General features: G+C 59.5%; 13 protein-coding genes. 2 read left to right on the top strand and 11 right to left on the bottom strand.

What is annotated here, in order from left to right; all coding sequences use genetic code 11:
• Position 1: 1 nt before the first annotated feature.
• The 5 genes from SOP97_RS00600 to metG form a co-directional block, all read right to left on the bottom strand.
• On the bottom strand, positions 2-1,033 hold the full coding sequence (locus SOP97_RS00600; protein WP_322947648.1) for an RnfABCDGE type electron transport complex subunit D: 1,032 nt from the start codon (positions 1,031-1,033) through the stop codon (positions 2-4).
• 140 nt (positions 1,034-1,173) lie between these two features.
• Positions 1,174-3,666, bottom strand: a complete 2,493-nt coding sequence (gene rsxC / locus SOP97_RS00595; protein ID WP_322947646.1) for an electron transport complex subunit RsxC — start codon at positions 3,664-3,666, stop codon at positions 1,174-1,176.
• Positions 3,663-4,238, bottom strand: a complete 576-nt coding sequence (gene rsxB, locus SOP97_RS00590; RefSeq protein WP_274087963.1) for an electron transport complex subunit RsxB — start codon at positions 4,236-4,238, stop codon at positions 3,663-3,665. The genes rsxC and rsxB overlap by 4 nt, the downstream gene beginning before the upstream one ends.
• Positions 4,235-4,819 (bottom strand): electron transport complex subunit RsxA, encoded by a 585-nt coding sequence (rsxA, locus tag SOP97_RS00585; RefSeq protein WP_090252381.1) that lies wholly within the window; start codon positions 4,817-4,819, stop codon positions 4,235-4,237. Before rsxA ends, rsxB begins: the two co-directional genes overlap by 4 nt.
• A gap of 156 nt (positions 4,820-4,975) precedes the next feature.
• Positions 4,976-7,018 carry a methionine--tRNA ligase gene (metG, locus tag SOP97_RS00580; RefSeq protein WP_322947642.1) on the bottom strand — a complete coding sequence of 681 codons (2,043 nt, stop codon included), beginning with the start codon at positions 7,016-7,018 and terminating at the stop codon, positions 4,976-4,978.
• Positions 7,019-7,175: 157 nt separating this feature from the next.
• Here metG and apbC point away from each other — a divergent pair, with 157 nt between their 5' ends.
• The gene (apbC, locus tag SOP97_RS00575; protein WP_322947640.1) at positions 7,176-8,267 is read left to right on the top strand and encodes an iron-sulfur cluster carrier protein ApbC; all 1,092 of its coding nucleotides are present in this window, start codon (positions 7,176-7,178) and stop codon (positions 8,265-8,267) included.
• 108 nt (positions 8,268-8,375) lie between these two features.
• Here apbC and SOP97_RS00570 read toward each other — a convergent pair whose 3' ends face one another.
• Positions 8,376-8,585, bottom strand: a complete 210-nt coding sequence (locus tag SOP97_RS00570) for a cold-shock protein (protein WP_090242762.1) — start codon at positions 8,583-8,585, stop codon at positions 8,376-8,378.
• Positions 8,586-8,906: 321 nt separating this feature from the next.
• Between SOP97_RS00570 and dcd the strand changes: the two genes are divergently transcribed.
• Positions 8,907-9,473 carry a dCTP deaminase gene (gene dcd / locus SOP97_RS00565; RefSeq protein WP_274087967.1) on the top strand — a complete coding sequence of 189 codons (567 nt, stop codon included), beginning with the start codon at positions 8,907-8,909 and terminating at the stop codon, positions 9,471-9,473.
• A gap of 92 nt (positions 9,474-9,565) precedes the next feature.
• Here dcd and nadE read toward each other — a convergent pair whose 3' ends face one another.
• The 5 genes from nadE to SOP97_RS00540 form a co-directional block, all read right to left on the bottom strand.
• Entirely contained in the window at positions 9,566-10,393 is an 828-nt protein-coding gene (gene nadE, locus SOP97_RS00560; RefSeq protein ID WP_322947635.1) for an ammonia-dependent NAD(+) synthetase, read from the bottom strand.
• A gap of 284 nt (positions 10,394-10,677) precedes the next feature.
• Positions 10,678-13,191 (bottom strand): penicillin acylase family protein, encoded by a 2,514-nt coding sequence (locus tag SOP97_RS00555; RefSeq protein ID WP_411912008.1) that lies wholly within the window; start codon positions 13,189-13,191, stop codon positions 10,678-10,680.
• Positions 13,192-13,346: 155 nt separating this feature from the next.
• Positions 13,347-13,811: a DUF2489 domain-containing protein gene (locus SOP97_RS00550; RefSeq protein WP_322947631.1), complete on the bottom strand. Its 465-nt coding sequence runs from the start codon at positions 13,809-13,811 to the stop codon at positions 13,347-13,349.
• Positions 13,812-13,818: 7 nt separating this feature from the next.
• Positions 13,819-14,022: an SEC-C metal-binding domain-containing protein gene (locus SOP97_RS00545; RefSeq protein ID WP_274087971.1), complete on the bottom strand. Its 204-nt coding sequence runs from the start codon at positions 14,020-14,022 to the stop codon at positions 13,819-13,821.
• Between the two features lie 5 nt (positions 14,023-14,027).
• Entirely contained in the window at positions 14,028-14,525 is a 498-nt protein-coding gene (locus SOP97_RS00540; protein WP_322948003.1) for an LEA/WHy family protein, read from the bottom strand.
• Between the last annotated feature and the right edge of the window lie 91 nt (positions 14,526-14,616).

Genomic DNA, 14,616 nt, shown 5'->3' with positions numbered 1-14,616 from the left:
GTCACTCTCCCAGCTTGAAGCCGCGTGTCGGCTTGCGGTGGCCGTAGGTACGCGGCCGTGTGTAGTAGTCGATGGTCGGGGCGGCCAAATTCATCAGTAACACGGCAAAGGCGATCGCGTCCGGGTAGCCGCCCCAGGCGCGAATCACATACACCAACACGCCGACACCTATGCCGAAAATCAAGCGGCCGAGGTTACTGGTGGCGCCGCTGACGGGGTCGGTGACGATAAAGAAGGCGCCGAGCATGGTCGCGCCGGTGAGCAGGTGAAACAGCGGTGAACCGTGCGAGTCGGAGCCTGAGCCGTTCCAAAACAGCAGGCTCATCAGCGCTAGAGCAGCGAGCATGCCGACGGGGGCATGCCAGGTGAACAGGCGTTTGTGCAGCAGATACAGGCCGCCCGCAAGGAAGGCTAAGTTAACCGCTTCGCTGCCTGCGCCGCCAAATCGGCCGAACGCCGGGTTCTGCGTCCACAGCTCGTCTATGGTCAGGCTTTTATTGATCTTCAAGGCGTCCAGCGCAGTGGCTTGGGCCCAGCCATCGGGTAGATTGGCGATGCCGAGAATCTGTTGCAGGCCTTCGAGCATGCCTACCGCATGGGGGGCTGGCCAGCTGGTCATTTCTACTGGGAAGGACACCAGAACTACGACGTAGCCGAGCATGGCCGGGTTGAAGGGGTTTTGCCCAAGGCCGCCATACAGCTGCTTGCCTAAAATCACCGCAAAGCCGGTGGCCACCAGGGTTAGCCACCAAGGGGAGTAAGGCGGCAGCGCTAGGGCCAGCAGCACGGCCGTGACCAGTACGCTGTAGTCCTTGAGGAAGAACACCACTGGGCGTTTGCGCAAGGCCAGGATGGCCGCCTCGAAGCCCAGAGCGCTCAGGCTGGCCCACAGCAGGTTAATCAAGGTGCCGATACCAAACAGCCAGGTCATGACCAGGATGCCCGGTACGGCAGCCAGCAGCACCTGCAGCATCACTTGCTGGGTGCGGTTGTTGCCCTTAGCGTGGGGCGAGGTGATGCGGGGCAGGGCCATGAGTGCTCCGGTTGAACAAGCTGTTGTAGGGTGGGTTAGCCGTGTAGCGACCTAACTCACCGACTGGCCGCGTGGTCAGCGGTTATGGCAGCCTGGCTGCCTTTGGTGGGTTACGCCTGGGGCTAACCCACCCTACGAATTTATGGTGTTTGCTGTTTCAGCAATTGTTGTTCGGCATCCGCCAAACGCTGCCGGGCCGCGGCGAGCACATCCGCTGCGCTGTTGTCGTCACGCTCCAGTTTGCGCAGGTCGGCGCGGGCAAAGGCGACTTCGGTTTTCAGTGCACGGGTGGCTTCGTCAATCGGCTTTTTGTCGGTACGCACTAATTCCGGTGCCGGCTTGCCGGACGCCGCTTCAGCTGCGTGCAGCGCTTGCTCCGCCTGGGTCAATGCTTCGCGCAAACTGTTGAGGGTGGCCTCGTCGCGCTCGGCTTTCTCAGCTTTCTTTAGCTCCGCGCGTTTCATGGCCAATTCGACTTTGGCCTTTTTCAGCGGGTCGACGGTTGTGGCTTCTGTGTTTTTAGCGGGGGCAGCAGTAGCTTGGGCTTCAAGGCCCGCCAGCAGCGTTTGCGCAGCGTCGAGCTGGCTGCGCAGTTGTTGCAGTTCGGCCTGTTGCTCGTCGCTCGGCGCTTCGAGTTTTTCCAGTTTGCGCACCTGAGCGCGGAGCATGGCGGCGTCGATCTTGGCTTTCTTGAGTGCGCCATCGTCGGTTGCGGCTTGTGTAGTGGGCGCGGCAGGCGCTGGTGCCTCGGCTTGCAGGCTAGCCAGCAATGTTTGCGCGGCGTCTAGCTGGCTGCGCAGTTGTTGCAGTTCGGCCTGTTGCTCGTCGCTTGGCGCTTCGAGTTTTTCCAGCTTGCGCACCTGGGCGCGGAGCATGGCGGCGTCGATCTTGGCTTTTTTCAGTGCACTGTCGTCGGCTGCGGCCGCTACAGGCGCTGGCGGGTTGGCTGCCAGCGCGGTATCCAGGGCCAGTTGTGCGGCGGCGGCAGCGCTGCGTAGCGCGTCGACCTGGGTTTGCAATTCGCTTGTGGCATGGGTGGCCAGCTGCTTTTCGGCTTTCTTCAGCGCCACCTGCGCCATGCTGGCTTCGATCTTCAGTTTCTTCTGTTCGTCGCTCAGGCCCGCTGGTTTGGTGGCAGATGCATCGCTGCCTGCCGCAGGGGCAGCTTGAGCCTGGGCGGCCTTGGCTTGCGCGGCTTTAGCGGCGCGGGCCTGGCGGTCGGCTTCTTTTTGCTCTTCGGCGCGGCGCAGGCGCTCTTGGCGCAACTCGAAACGCTGCTTGGACTGTTCGGCCTTCAGCTGTTTCTGCTCAAGGTCGCGGATTTCGCCTTTGGCGGCGCGGTAGTACTGCACTAGGGGGATGCTCGACGGACAGACATAGGCGCAAGCACCGCATTCGATGCAGTCGAACAGGTTATGTGCCTTGAGCTGCTCGTGTTCCTGACCGATGGCGAAGAAGTGCAGCTGCTGCGGCAGCAAGCTGGCCGGGCAGGCTTCGGCGCATTCACCGCAACGGATGCACGGCATGGCCGGCGGCGGTGGCGGCAGCTCGGCGGTGGTCGAGGCCAACAGGCAGTTGGTGGTTTTGATCACGGGTACGGCGAAGTCGGGCAGGGTAAAACCCATCATCGGTCCGCCCATGATCAGGCGGTTCAGCTTGGCTTTGTCCAGCCCGGCAAACGTCAGCAGTTCATCGACGGGGGTGCCGAGCAGCACCTCGACGTTCATCGGTCGCGCCAGTGCTTCACCGGTAAGAGTGGTGATGCGCGAGATCAGCGGTTTGCCGTGCATCACCGCGTCATGGATCGCCACACAGGTGCCGACGTTCTGGCAGAGCATGCCGATATCCGCCGGCAGGCCGCCGCTGGGTACTTCCACGCCGGTGAGGATCTGGATCAGTTGCTTCTCGCCGCCCGAGGGGTACTTGGTCGGGAATACCTTGAGCTGATAGCTGCGCTCGGCCAACGCATCGCGCATGGCGGCGATGGCCTCGGGCTTGTTGTCCTCAATGCCGATCAGCACCTCATCTGGGTTGATCAGCTGTACCAGAATGTCGATCCCAGAGACCAACTCGTTGGCGCGTTCGCGCATCAACAGGTCATCGGCGGTGATATAGGGCTCGCACTCGGTGCCGTTGATAATCAGCGTGTGGATTTTCTGCGTTGGCCGCGCATTGACTTTGACGGCCGTAGGAAAACCCGCGCCACCGAGGCCGCTGATACCGGCCTGGCGAATCAACTCAACCAGGGCGCTGTGTTCCAAGTGACGATAGTCCGGGCAAGGCGTCAGTTCGCACCACTGCTCCAGGCCGTCACTGTCGATCACGATGGCCGGGGCGAGCATGCCGGATACGTGCGGGTAAGGCTGCGGGCCGATAAAGCTCACTGTGCCAGAGGTGGGCGCATGCACGGGCACGCTGACAAAACCATTGGCAGCGGCAATCAGCTGACCTTTCAGTACGCGCTCACCGACGGCGACAACCGGCTCGGCCGGCGCGCCGATATGCTGGTTAAGCGGCAGTGTCAGGCGCTTGGCCAGCGGTGCTTGCTGGATCGGCGTGCGGTTGGACAGCTCCTTGCGCTCGGCCGGGTGAATGCCGCCGGGGATGTCCCAGATACGTTGTTGTGCGGTCATGCTGCTTGCTCCCGGTCACTGGCAATCAGTTGGCCGGGGGGCAGGGGTTTTTCCCATTTCCAGCTTTGTACGCTGCTGCCTACTTCGAGCATGTCGATGCAATCCACCGGGCAGGGCTCAACGCACAGGTCGCAGCCGGTGCATTCGCTGACGATCACGGTGTGCATCTGCTTGGCCGCGCCGACAATGGCGTCCACCGGGCAGGCCTGGATGCACTTGGTGCAGCCAATACATTCGGCCTCGCGGATGTAGGCGACCATCTGCGGCTTTTCGCCTTCCACGGCGTCCAGCGGTTCGGCCTCTACGTCGAGTAGGTCAGCCAGCGCTTGAATGGTCGATTCGCCGCCCGGTGGGCATTTGTTGATCTTGTCGCCGCCGGCAATTGCCTCTGCGTAGGGCTTACAGCCCGGATAGCCGCACTGGCCGCACTGGGTTTGTGGCAGCAGGGCGTTGATCTGCTCGGCAATCGGGTTGCCTTCGACCTTAAAACGTACAGCCGCGAAACCGAGGATGGCGCCGGCCACCAGGCACAGTGCGAGCAAGGCAAGTACTGCAATCAGCACCAGGCTCATAGCTTGATTAGCCCGGTAAAGCCCATAAACGCCAGAGACATCAGCCCTGCGGTGATCATGCCGATGGCCGCGCCCTGGAAGGATTTGGGTACGTCGGCAATGGCAATACGCTCACGCATGGCGGCGAACAACACCAGCACCAGCGAGAAGCCCAGTCCGGCGGCAAAGCCGTTGGCGGTGGCGGTGATAAAGGTGAATTCGGCCTTGTTGGCGTTGAGCAGGGCCACGCCGAGGACGATGCAGTTGGTGGTGATCAGCGGCAGGAAGATCCCCAGCACGCGGTACAGCAGTGGACTGGTCTTGTTCACCACCATCTCGGTGAACTGCACCACCACTGCAATCACCAGGATAAAACTGATGGTGCGCAGGTATTCGATATCCAGCGGTTTGAGCACGTACTGCTGCACCAGATAGCTGCACATGGCGGCTAGGGTCAGCACGAAGGTGGTGGCCAGGGACAGGCCGATGGCGGTCTCGATTTTCTTCGAGACGCCCATGAACGGGCACAGGCCGAGGAACTGGACCAACACAAAGTTGTTGACCAGGATGGCGCTGACCATGATCAAGGCAAGTTCGGTCATTGCGGGTTCCATTGATGGACGGGCAAAGGCCGCAGGAAAGGGGTGGCTATTATCGGTAAGCCGATGCGGCCATACAAGCTGGATCAGCGTTCCTGAGGTGTGGGCATAAGGCTAGCGCAGGCAGAGAGTCCTGACTGCGCTGATCCGTCGCAGAGTTTACTTAACCCGCTGACCCGGCTTGGCACCGCTGTCCGGGCTGAGCAGGTAGATTTCTTCACCGCCAGGGCCCGCAGCCAGCACCATGCCTTCGCTGACGCCGAACTTCATCTTGCGTGCGGCTAGGTTGGCAACGTAGAGAGTCAGGCGGCCTTCCAGTTTGCTTGGGTCCGGGTAGGCGCTCTTGATGCCGCTGAACACGTTGCGCTTGGCGTCGCCGATATCCAGGGTCAGGCGCAGCAGCTTGTCGGCGCCCTCAACGAATTCGCACTTCTCGATCAGGGCAATACGCAGGTCGACGGCGGCGAAGGCATCAAAGGCGATCTCGGCAGCCAGTGGGTCTTTCGTCAACTCGCCGTTACCGGCGGCTGCCGGAGCGGCTTCGCTGGCTGCCAGGTCTTCTTTGGAGGCTTCGATCATGGCATCGACTTTCGCCGGTTCGATACGGGTTAGCAGGGCGCTGAACGGGTTGAGTTGATGATCGGCCAGCAAATAGCGGTGGTCGTCCCAGGTCAGTGGCGCGACATTGAGGAAGGCTTCGGCGTCTTTGGCCAGTTGCGGCAGCACCGGCTTTAAGAAAATCACCAACTGGCGGAACAGGTTCACGCCCAGGGCGCAGATGGCCTGCACCTCGGCTTCCTTACCTTCCTGCTTATTCAGCGCCCAAGGGGCTTTGTCGGCAATCCAGGCATTGGCGCGGTCGGCCAGGGCCATGATTTCGCGCATGGCACGGGCGAAATCACGTGCTTCATAGGCTTCAGCAATAGAAGGCGTGGCCGCCGTAAAGGCATCGGTCAGCTCGGGGGCAATGTTGCCCGCCAAGAGCAGACCATTGTTGCCTTTGTGGATAAAGCCGGCGCAGCGGCTGGCGATGTTGACCACTTTGCCAACCAGATCGGAATTGACCTTCTGGATAAAGTCTTCGAGGTTGAGGTCGAGGTCATCCACGCCACGGCCCAGCTTGGCCGCATAGTAGTAGCGCAGGTACTCGGGGTTCAGGTGGTCCAGGTAGGTGCGGGCCTTGATAAAGGTGCCGCGTGACTTGGACATCTTCTGCCCGTTGACAGTCAGGTAGCCGTGCACGGCGACTGCGGTTGGTTTGCGGTAGCCGGCACCTTCGAGCATGGCTGGCCAGAACAGCGTGTGGAAATTGACGATGTCCTTGCCGATAAAGTGATACAGCTCGGCGCTGGAGCTCTTACCCCAGAATTCGTCGAAGTCTAATTCTGGGGTGCGTGCGCAGAGGTTTTTAAAGCTGGCCATGTAGCCGATGGGCGCATCCAGCCAGACGTAAAAGTACTTGCCTGGCTCGTCGGGAATCTCGAAGCCGAAGTAGGGCGCATCGCGAGAAATGTCCCACTCTTGCAGCCCGGAATCCAGCCACTCGGCGATCTTATTGGCGACCGCATCCTGCAATGCGCCACTGCGGGTCCAACTTTTCAGCATGGCCTCGAAGTCTGGCAGCTTGAAGAAGAAGTGCTTGGAGTCGCGCAGTACCGGCACCGCGCCGGAGATGGCCGAACGCGGGTTCTTCAGCTCGGTTGGCTCGTAGGTGGCACCGCATTTCTCACAGTTGTCGCCGTACTGATCTTCGGTCGCGCATTTCGGGCAGGTGCCCTTGATGAAACGGTCGGCGAGGAACATGCCTTTTTCAGGGTCGAAGTACTGCGTGACCGAGCGCGTGGCGATATGCCCGGCGTCACGCAGCTTCAGGTAGATGGCCTCCGACAGCTCACGGTTTTCATCTGAGTGGGTCGAGTGGTAGTTGTCGAAGTTCACCCCGAAACCCGCGAAGTCGGCGGTGTGCTCGGCCTGTACATTGGCGATCAATTGCTCTGGGGTGATGCCTTCTTTCTCGGCGCGCAACATGATTGCTGAGCCATGCGCATCGTCGGCGCACACATAAATAGCCTGGTTGCCGCGCAGCTTCTGGAAACGCACCCACATGTCGGTCTGGATGTACTCGAGCATATGGCCGAGGTGGATCGAACCGTTGGCGTAGGGCAGGGCGCTGGTGACGAGAATTTTGCGGGCTTGGCTCATGGGGATTGGCTGCACTGGTAACTCAGAGAAGCCGGTAACTATATAGGTGCAGCGGATATTTTTCATCCATGAGCGCTGCGCCGGGCTATGGGCATGCGCCAGCAAGCGCGCTCGGGTAGGATGTCCGCCTGCTTTACTCAGTCTTTCGGAGTCTTCCATGAGTGTCGTTACCCGTGCAGCGGTTGAAGCCGCGCTGTCCCAATACACCGACCCCCACCTAAATCAGGACCCGGTCAGCGCCGGCTGCGTGCGTGAGGTGGAGATTCAGGGTGGTCAAGTCAAGGTGCGCCTGCAGTTGGGCTATGCCGCCGGGTTATTCAAGGCTGGCTGGGCGCAGATGCTGCAGATGGCACTGGAGGCGCTCGATGGCGTCGAGCGTGCGCTGGTGCAGGTCGATTGCGTGATTGAGGCGCACAAGGCGCAGGATCAGGTGCCGGCGCTGGCGAATGTGAAAAACGTGATTGCCGTGGCATCCGGCAAAGGCGGGGTGGGTAAATCCACCACTGCCGCCAATCTGGCGTTGGCGCTGGCCCGCGAGGGTGCCAAGGTTGGCATTCTGGATGCCGATATCTATGGGCCGAGCCAGGGCATCATGTTTGGTATCTCCGAAGGCACGCGGCCAGAGGTGAAAGACCAGAAGTGGTTTGTGCCGCTCAAGGCGCATGGCGTGGAAGTCATGTCCATGGCCTTTCTCACCGACGAGAACACCCCGGTGGTCTGGCGCGGGCCGATGGTCTCCGGTGCGCTGCTGCAGTTGATCACCCAGACCGCCTGGAATGATCTGGATTACCTAGTGGTGGACATGCCGCCGGGCACTGGTGATATCCAGCTGACCCTGGCGCAAAAGGTGCCAGTTGCAGGCGCAGTCATCGTCACCACGCCTCAGGATTTGGCTCTGTTGGATGCTAAGAAGGGCGTGGAGATGTTCCGTAAAGTGAACATTCCGGTGCTTGGCGTTGTAGAAAACATGGCCGTACATATCTGCTCGAACTGCGGTCATGCCGAGCATCTGTTCGGTGAAGGCGGTGGTGAGAAGCTGGCGGCGCAGTTTGGCGTCGATCTGCTGGCATCCCTGCCACTGTCGATGGCCATTCGTATGCAGTCCGATGGTGGCAAGCCAACCACTATTGCCGATCCGGAAAGCCAGATCGCGATGATCTATCAGGAAACTGCGCGCAATGTGGGTGCGCGTATTGCTCAAGGTGGCGCGCAGCAGGCGATGCCGAGCATTGTGATCAGTGAAGATTGATTTGGCAGTGGCGCACGCAGGTGCGCCACATCTTGCTCGCAGATGAATACGCGCCCATAAAAAAGCCCCGCACTAGGCGGGGCTTTTTATCAAGCGAGTTAGATCAGGTTATACAACCTGAACTTCCTCAGCCTGCATGCCTTTCTGACCACGGGTAGCGACGAAAGTCACTGCCTGGCCTTCTTTCAGGCTCTTGAAGCCATCGCTCTGGATAGCTTTGAAGTGTACGAACAGGTCGTCACCGGACTGTGGGGTGATGAAGCCGTAGCCTTTCTCATCGTTGAACCACTTAACGGTGCCATTTTGACGATTCGACATGTTATGTCTCCTAAAGATTTTATTAACAGCCCTGGAAAAGCCCAGGCCGGGACTGAGTGCAACGAGTACTAGGAGTCGGACGATGTTTGGATCGAAATCTAGGCATCATGAAGCGATTCGCGGTGACACATGCAGCACAGTGGGACACACGATACCCGCTTTTAGCGCTAAGCGCGAATGCTCTGTGCATCTTTCTGTTATTTAGCGATGGGCTGCTCTTGGCGATTTGCTCTACGGCTGTTTTCAGAGCCTTTGAACCCAGTCGCGCGGCCCGGTAAGATGCGTGCACTTTTCACCCTTCGCTATAGCAGGACAGTCGCCATGAGCATCAAATCGGATAAGTGGATTCGCCGCATGGCTCAAGAGCACGGCATGATTGAGCCGTTTGTCGAGCGTCAGGTACGTGTCGAGGGTGCGCAGCCACTGATTTCATATGGCGTTTCCAGCTACGGTTACGACGTGCGTTGCGCTGATGAATTCAAGGTGTTCACCAACATCAACTCGGCGACTGTCGACCCAAAGAACTTCGATGAGAAGAGCTTTGTCGATGTGAAAAGCGATGTGTGCATCATTCCACCGAACTCTTTTGCGCTGGCGCGCACTGTGGAGTTCTTCCGTATTCCCCGTGATGTGTTGACCATCTGCCTGGGCAAAAGCACCTATGCGCGCTGCGGTATTATCGTCAACGTCACGCCGCTGGAGCCGGAATGGGAAGGCCACGTGACCCTGGAATTCTCTAACACCACTACATTGCCGGCGAAAATCTACGCCAACGAAGGCGTCGCGCAGATGCTCTTCCTGCAGTCTGATGAGGCCTGTGAAGTGTCCTACAAGGACCGGGGCGGCAAGTATCAAGGTCAGCTGGGCGTGACCCTGCCAAGGGCCTGAGTGGTCGATCCAATAAAAAGCCGGGCGATACCCGGCTTTTTATTGTCCGTACTTTTTATGGGGTGCCATCCTTTGCGAATACCGTGCGGTCTTCATGGTGCTAATGGCTGTTCGCGCTTGTGGCGGGTGGCGTCAAAGGTGCGCACGATAATGGCGTAGGCTTCTTCGCGCACCGGTTGGCCGTGCAGGAAGGCGTCTATTTCGGCATAGCTAACACCGTGAGCTTCCTCATCCGGTTTGCCGGGGCGCAGTTCTTCCAGGTCGGCGGTGGGCACTTTGAACGCTAAGTTATCAGGCGCGCCCAAGTGCTTGGCGATTGCACGTACTTGGGCTTTGACCAGGCCGGAGAGCGGGGCAAGGTCGCAAGCACCGTCACCAAATTTGGTGAAGAAACCCATGACTGCTTCGGCGGCGTGGTCAGTGCCGATGACCAGGCCGTTGTTGGCGTTAGCGATGGCGAACTGGGCGACCATGCGGATGCGTGCCTTGACGTTACCCATAACAAAGTCGCGGCGGGCGTCGCTAAGCGTCTGCAGGTGAGTCACCTGCTCGCCGAGACCCGTTACGCTGTCTGCGATATTGACGGTGTCTTCTTCATCCGCGCGGATAAATTGCAGCGAGGCTTGGGCGTCATGTTCGTCGTGCTGGGTGCCATGGGGCAGGCGTACGGCGATAAAGCGATAGGCCGAGTCGCCGGTTTCTTCACGCAACTCTTCAATTGACAGCTGTGCCAGGCGTCCAGCGGTCAATGAGTCGACACCGCCGCTGATGCCCAGCACCAGTACCTTCAGGCCCGAATTGCGCAGACAGTGCTTGATAAAGGTCTTGCGTCGTTCGACTTCGGCAGCCAGCGCGGCTTCGTCAGAAAAAGGCGGTATCACATCCAGGGCAGCGGCAATTTCAGCTTGGCGGTTGCTCATTTCAAAGTCCTCACGGGAAGCAGAAAACATGGCTTATGCGGTCGCGCGGCACAACTACCCGGCTGTCAGCATCAAGCGTTAAGATAAAGTGCAAAGCTTACGTTGAACCAGCGGCAAAGTGCACGCTAGAGCTGCACGTCGGAGGGGGGCTGAATCGCAGGCAAAAGAAAGGGCGCTAAAAAGCGCCCTAAAACGATGATCTGTGGAGTAAGTCCACTTTGTCTGAACAGTGACCGCTGAATTAGTTCAGTGGTTGCCGACGAACGGTCAGTCGCTGCTGCGCTTCAGTTTGTCGGCATCAGTAGCAGGCGCTTGCTGCCATACACTTTGTCGAGGTTTTGCGACTGGAACGGGAAGCTCATATAGCCGCCTTTGAGCCAGGCGTCGATGCCGTCGGCGTAGTGTTTGCTGGCGGGGTTGCCGGATTGGCCGGAACTGTTGAGGCCGATTAGCGGCTCTTCGCGGCCGAAATCGACGACGATGCGCATTGCTGGGATCAACCAGGTGTCAAAGTTCTCGCCCCAGATATAGGCCGCCACATTCAGCGTGCTGTGATCGCCGCCGGCCGGGTAGGGGCCGCGGTCCAGGTAGCCCTTAATGGCGTTGATGCTGCTGCGCTGGCTGGCACTCATGTAGGGCGCCAGTTGGCTGGTCTCGGTGGTCCAGTTGTAGGTGTGCAACTTGCCCCACTGCCAGGTGCTACGGTCACGGCCTAGTTTGTTTTCCAGCAGCGTCACTGCGCCGGCGAGGCTGCGCGCGAGGATGGTTGGTTTGTCTTCTTGCTGTGCGGTGCGGCGGTCATTCCAGAAGGGGCTGTCTTCACGGCCCAGCAAGTGGTCGGCCTGGGCGGAGTAGGAGCTGTTGGCGGTTTCGACCAGAGCCTTCCAAGCTGGAGTGCTTTCTGGGCCCAACTCGTCGAGAAAGGTCTCCCGGGCGCTTTGGTGGAGAAAGGCGCTGTACAGCGCGGCGTCTGCCGAGGTTGCGGTCATTTTGCCGTCGAACTTCATCAGCCGACTGTGCGCTTCGCGGGCGTTATCGCGTTCTGTTGCCGGTAAGGCATCGATGGCGGCTTGCAGGCTTTCTGCCATGCCGGGTGCGCTGAACATATTCTGCAGTTTGGCAACGAAGGGCGAGGTCTGGTCGTACTGCATGGCAATCATGCTCTGGGTGTCATGCTTGCCCGTTGCTGCAAGTGCGGCGATACGCTCGGCGCGCTCGGGGTAAAACCAGGAGTTGGAAAGCTGCATGCCATAGCCGCGCGGTACCGTGCGATGGTTGGCGGTGCCCAGCCAGCCGTTGGCTGGGTCCTGATCGTAGGGGTGCAGCATTGGGTCGGCAAACCCATCCCAGTCGTACTGGCTGTCCCAGCCGGGGGAGGGCATCAGCCCCAGGCCTGCACGGCGATTGGGGAAGCGCCCGGTGACCTGCCAGCCAATATGCTGCGCATCGGCGAAGACGATATTCAGCGGCATGGCACGGACTTCACGGGTGGCCTCAAAGGCCTGCTCGACTGACTGAGCGCGCGACAGGTCGAAAAACGCATCGAGCGTCTGATCCGATTCGAATTGGGTGGTTTTCAGCGCCAGGCCATAGCCGCTGCTCAGTTGCATGGGTTGTAGTGCGTGTTTACGCTCGCCGAGCACCGAATTCAGCAGTGGGCCGTGGCGGGTTTCAAAAATGGTTTCGCGGATGGGGCGTTGCCCTTTGATGAAGAAGGTCTCTTGGCGTTCTTGGGCGGGTAACCATTTACCGTCTGCCAAATAATGCAGGCGGCCATTCTGACGTTTGACTTGCTCAAGGAATAAATCCTGGTTGTCGCCCATGACCATGGTCATGCCCCAGCCCAGCTTGCCGTTGAAGCCCGCCACGACAGCGGGCACCCCAGCAATCGAGACGCCGGCGGCCTGGTATTTGGGCGAGCGAATTTGCACGAAATTCCACACGGATGGCATCGACAATGGCAAGTGGGTGTCGTTGGCCAGCAAACTTTTGCCGCTGCGCGTGCGCTGAGGGGTAAACGCCCAGTTGTTAGACGCCGCCACACCGAGCATGTGCGTATCCGCAAATTGGCTGACGGCCGCGCTAACGTCGCTCAGCCCGGCCAGCTGTCCATTGAGGTCAAGCCCGCGGAGTTTGCTGGCTTCTTCAATTGGTAAGGGCTCATCAGGGTAGGTCGGCAGCAGCCAGGCGAGCTGCTCGCTGCCGACCTTTTGCGCGAGTACAAGGGCGGCGATTTCTTCCTGCAGGTTGACCGACAAGCCAAAATTCAGCAGGCAGAACACCAATACGGAGTCTTCGGCTTTCCAGTACGCCGGGCGATAACCGGATTCGGCCAGATCCATCGGCAGCTTGTCACGGTAACGGAACAGGTAGGCGTTGACCCCGCGAGCATAGACCTCGAAGAAGCGTTTGATCCGTGGCGAGGCACTGCTGTAGAGCACCTCAGCGCTCTTTTTCAAATTGACCGCGCGCATGAAACGGTCCATTTCCAACACGCCGGGGCCGGCCATTTCAGCCAGGCGACCTTCGGCCATCAAGCGCAGGCCGACCATTTGGCTTAGGCGGTCGCTGGCATGCACATAGCCGAGGGCGAACAGCGCGTCATGGAAGGTGGTGGTTTCGATGAGTGGCATGCCCAGCGGGTTACGGCGAATCACCACGCTTTGCGCCAGGCCTTTGACCCGGACAATGCCTTGATCCGCGGGCACGCTGTCGCTGTAGCGACTGTTCAGGAGTGACTGGCAGCCACTCAGTGCGACCACTGCCGTGAGTGCGGCGGCGAGGATGAGGTGGGCCATGGGGCGTAACGCGCGCGCTAGCATGCAGCTGGCTCCTTGCGGATGGAAAACGATCGGGTGAGTGTGCGCCTTCCGGCAAGTGCGTGGGCGCGCAGCTGCGGACGTACTACGTTAGCCAGGGGCCACGCGCATGACAAGGCGCGTGGCGGGTGAAATCAGGCGTGTTTGCGGCCTACCGGCAAGGCTTCATCGAGCAGCCAGCGTGCGGCAGTGCGGGCAGCTGCCTTGTGCTGCAGTTCCAGTTCACTGAAGTGCTGCTCATGCTGGCGCCGCACGCTTTTCTCCAAGGCTTTCCACTCGGCGTGGGTAGGCACTTGGGCGGTTGCCACGAACAGCTGGTGAAAAACCTCACAGCGCGGATTCTGACTCAGGGTGCTGTCGTAGTTATCCAGCAGCACCTTGATTCGAATTGCACCCTCAATCAGCGGGAGCTGACCGTCGAGCAAGCTGCTGGCAAGAATCTGTAGATCACCGCCAATGCGCTCACGCTGCGCATTGAGCGCCTCGGTTTGCGTTTTTTCCTTGGCCCAAACGCGACGCCACAGATACAGGGCGTAGAGTGCCAGCGCCGTAATCAGCGCTGCGCTGGTGATCAATGCGAGCAGAGTGAGGTTGTTCATCGCAGGGTTATGCGCCGTGGCATTTCTTGAATTTTTTCTGGCTGCCGCATGGGCAAGGGTCGTTGCGGCCAACGTCTTTCAGCGCGTTGCGCACAGGTTCCTGATGGCCATGATTGCAGTCTGGACCATGTACGTGGCCGTGATCATGGCTGTGGGCGTGATCGTGGTCATGATTGCAGTCAGGGCCGTGAACGTGTTCTTGCTGGGTCATGCGAGTTACTCCTGGATGTAATTGCCGGGAATTATCTCGCCATTGCGCGACATGTGCACGCTCCGTCCGAATAACCAGCCAGTTTTGACCGCACCCTGCAATCGATAGGGTATGGGTCTATCGGGTTTTTCCAAGGCCTTGACGATTTGCCGCAGGTGTCGCCAGAGGTTGGTGCGCACTGGCACGTCGAAAATGTAGTGGCCATGAGCGGGTACGGTGAAGGACGCGTTCGACTCGCCCTCAGCAAGTTTCACCTGATTCAGGTGCACCACATAATCCAGCCCGCGCACCGGCAGGCTGAAGCTGTTGGGGTTGTCGATGCGAAAGCGCAACGTGAAGTGCTGCTCCAGCAGTTTGGCTTTGACCACATCGACTTTGACCAAGCTGACCGCGGGGTCTCTAAAGTCCCCTGATGACCAAGAGGAACAACCGCCTAGGCTGGAAAGGAGGCCAAAAAAAAGCAATAGGCTGAGAATTCTTATCGTTTGCGCCTGAGAAAACATTGCATACTCCGAATGACGCATCAGTGTAACAAGCAAGTGCTTGGCTGCCACCTGTTGTGACGTTAAAAAAACCTGCGCCATACTGAGCAAC

Origin of the sequence: Pseudomonas spirodelae, from assembly GCF_034653255.1 — a bacterium.
GTDB classification, from domain to species: Bacteria; Pseudomonadota; Gammaproteobacteria; order Pseudomonadales; family Pseudomonadaceae; genus Aquipseudomonas; species Aquipseudomonas spirodelae.
Note: the sequence above shows the minus strand (reverse complement) of the source record. Positions and strands in the feature narration are given on the sequence as shown.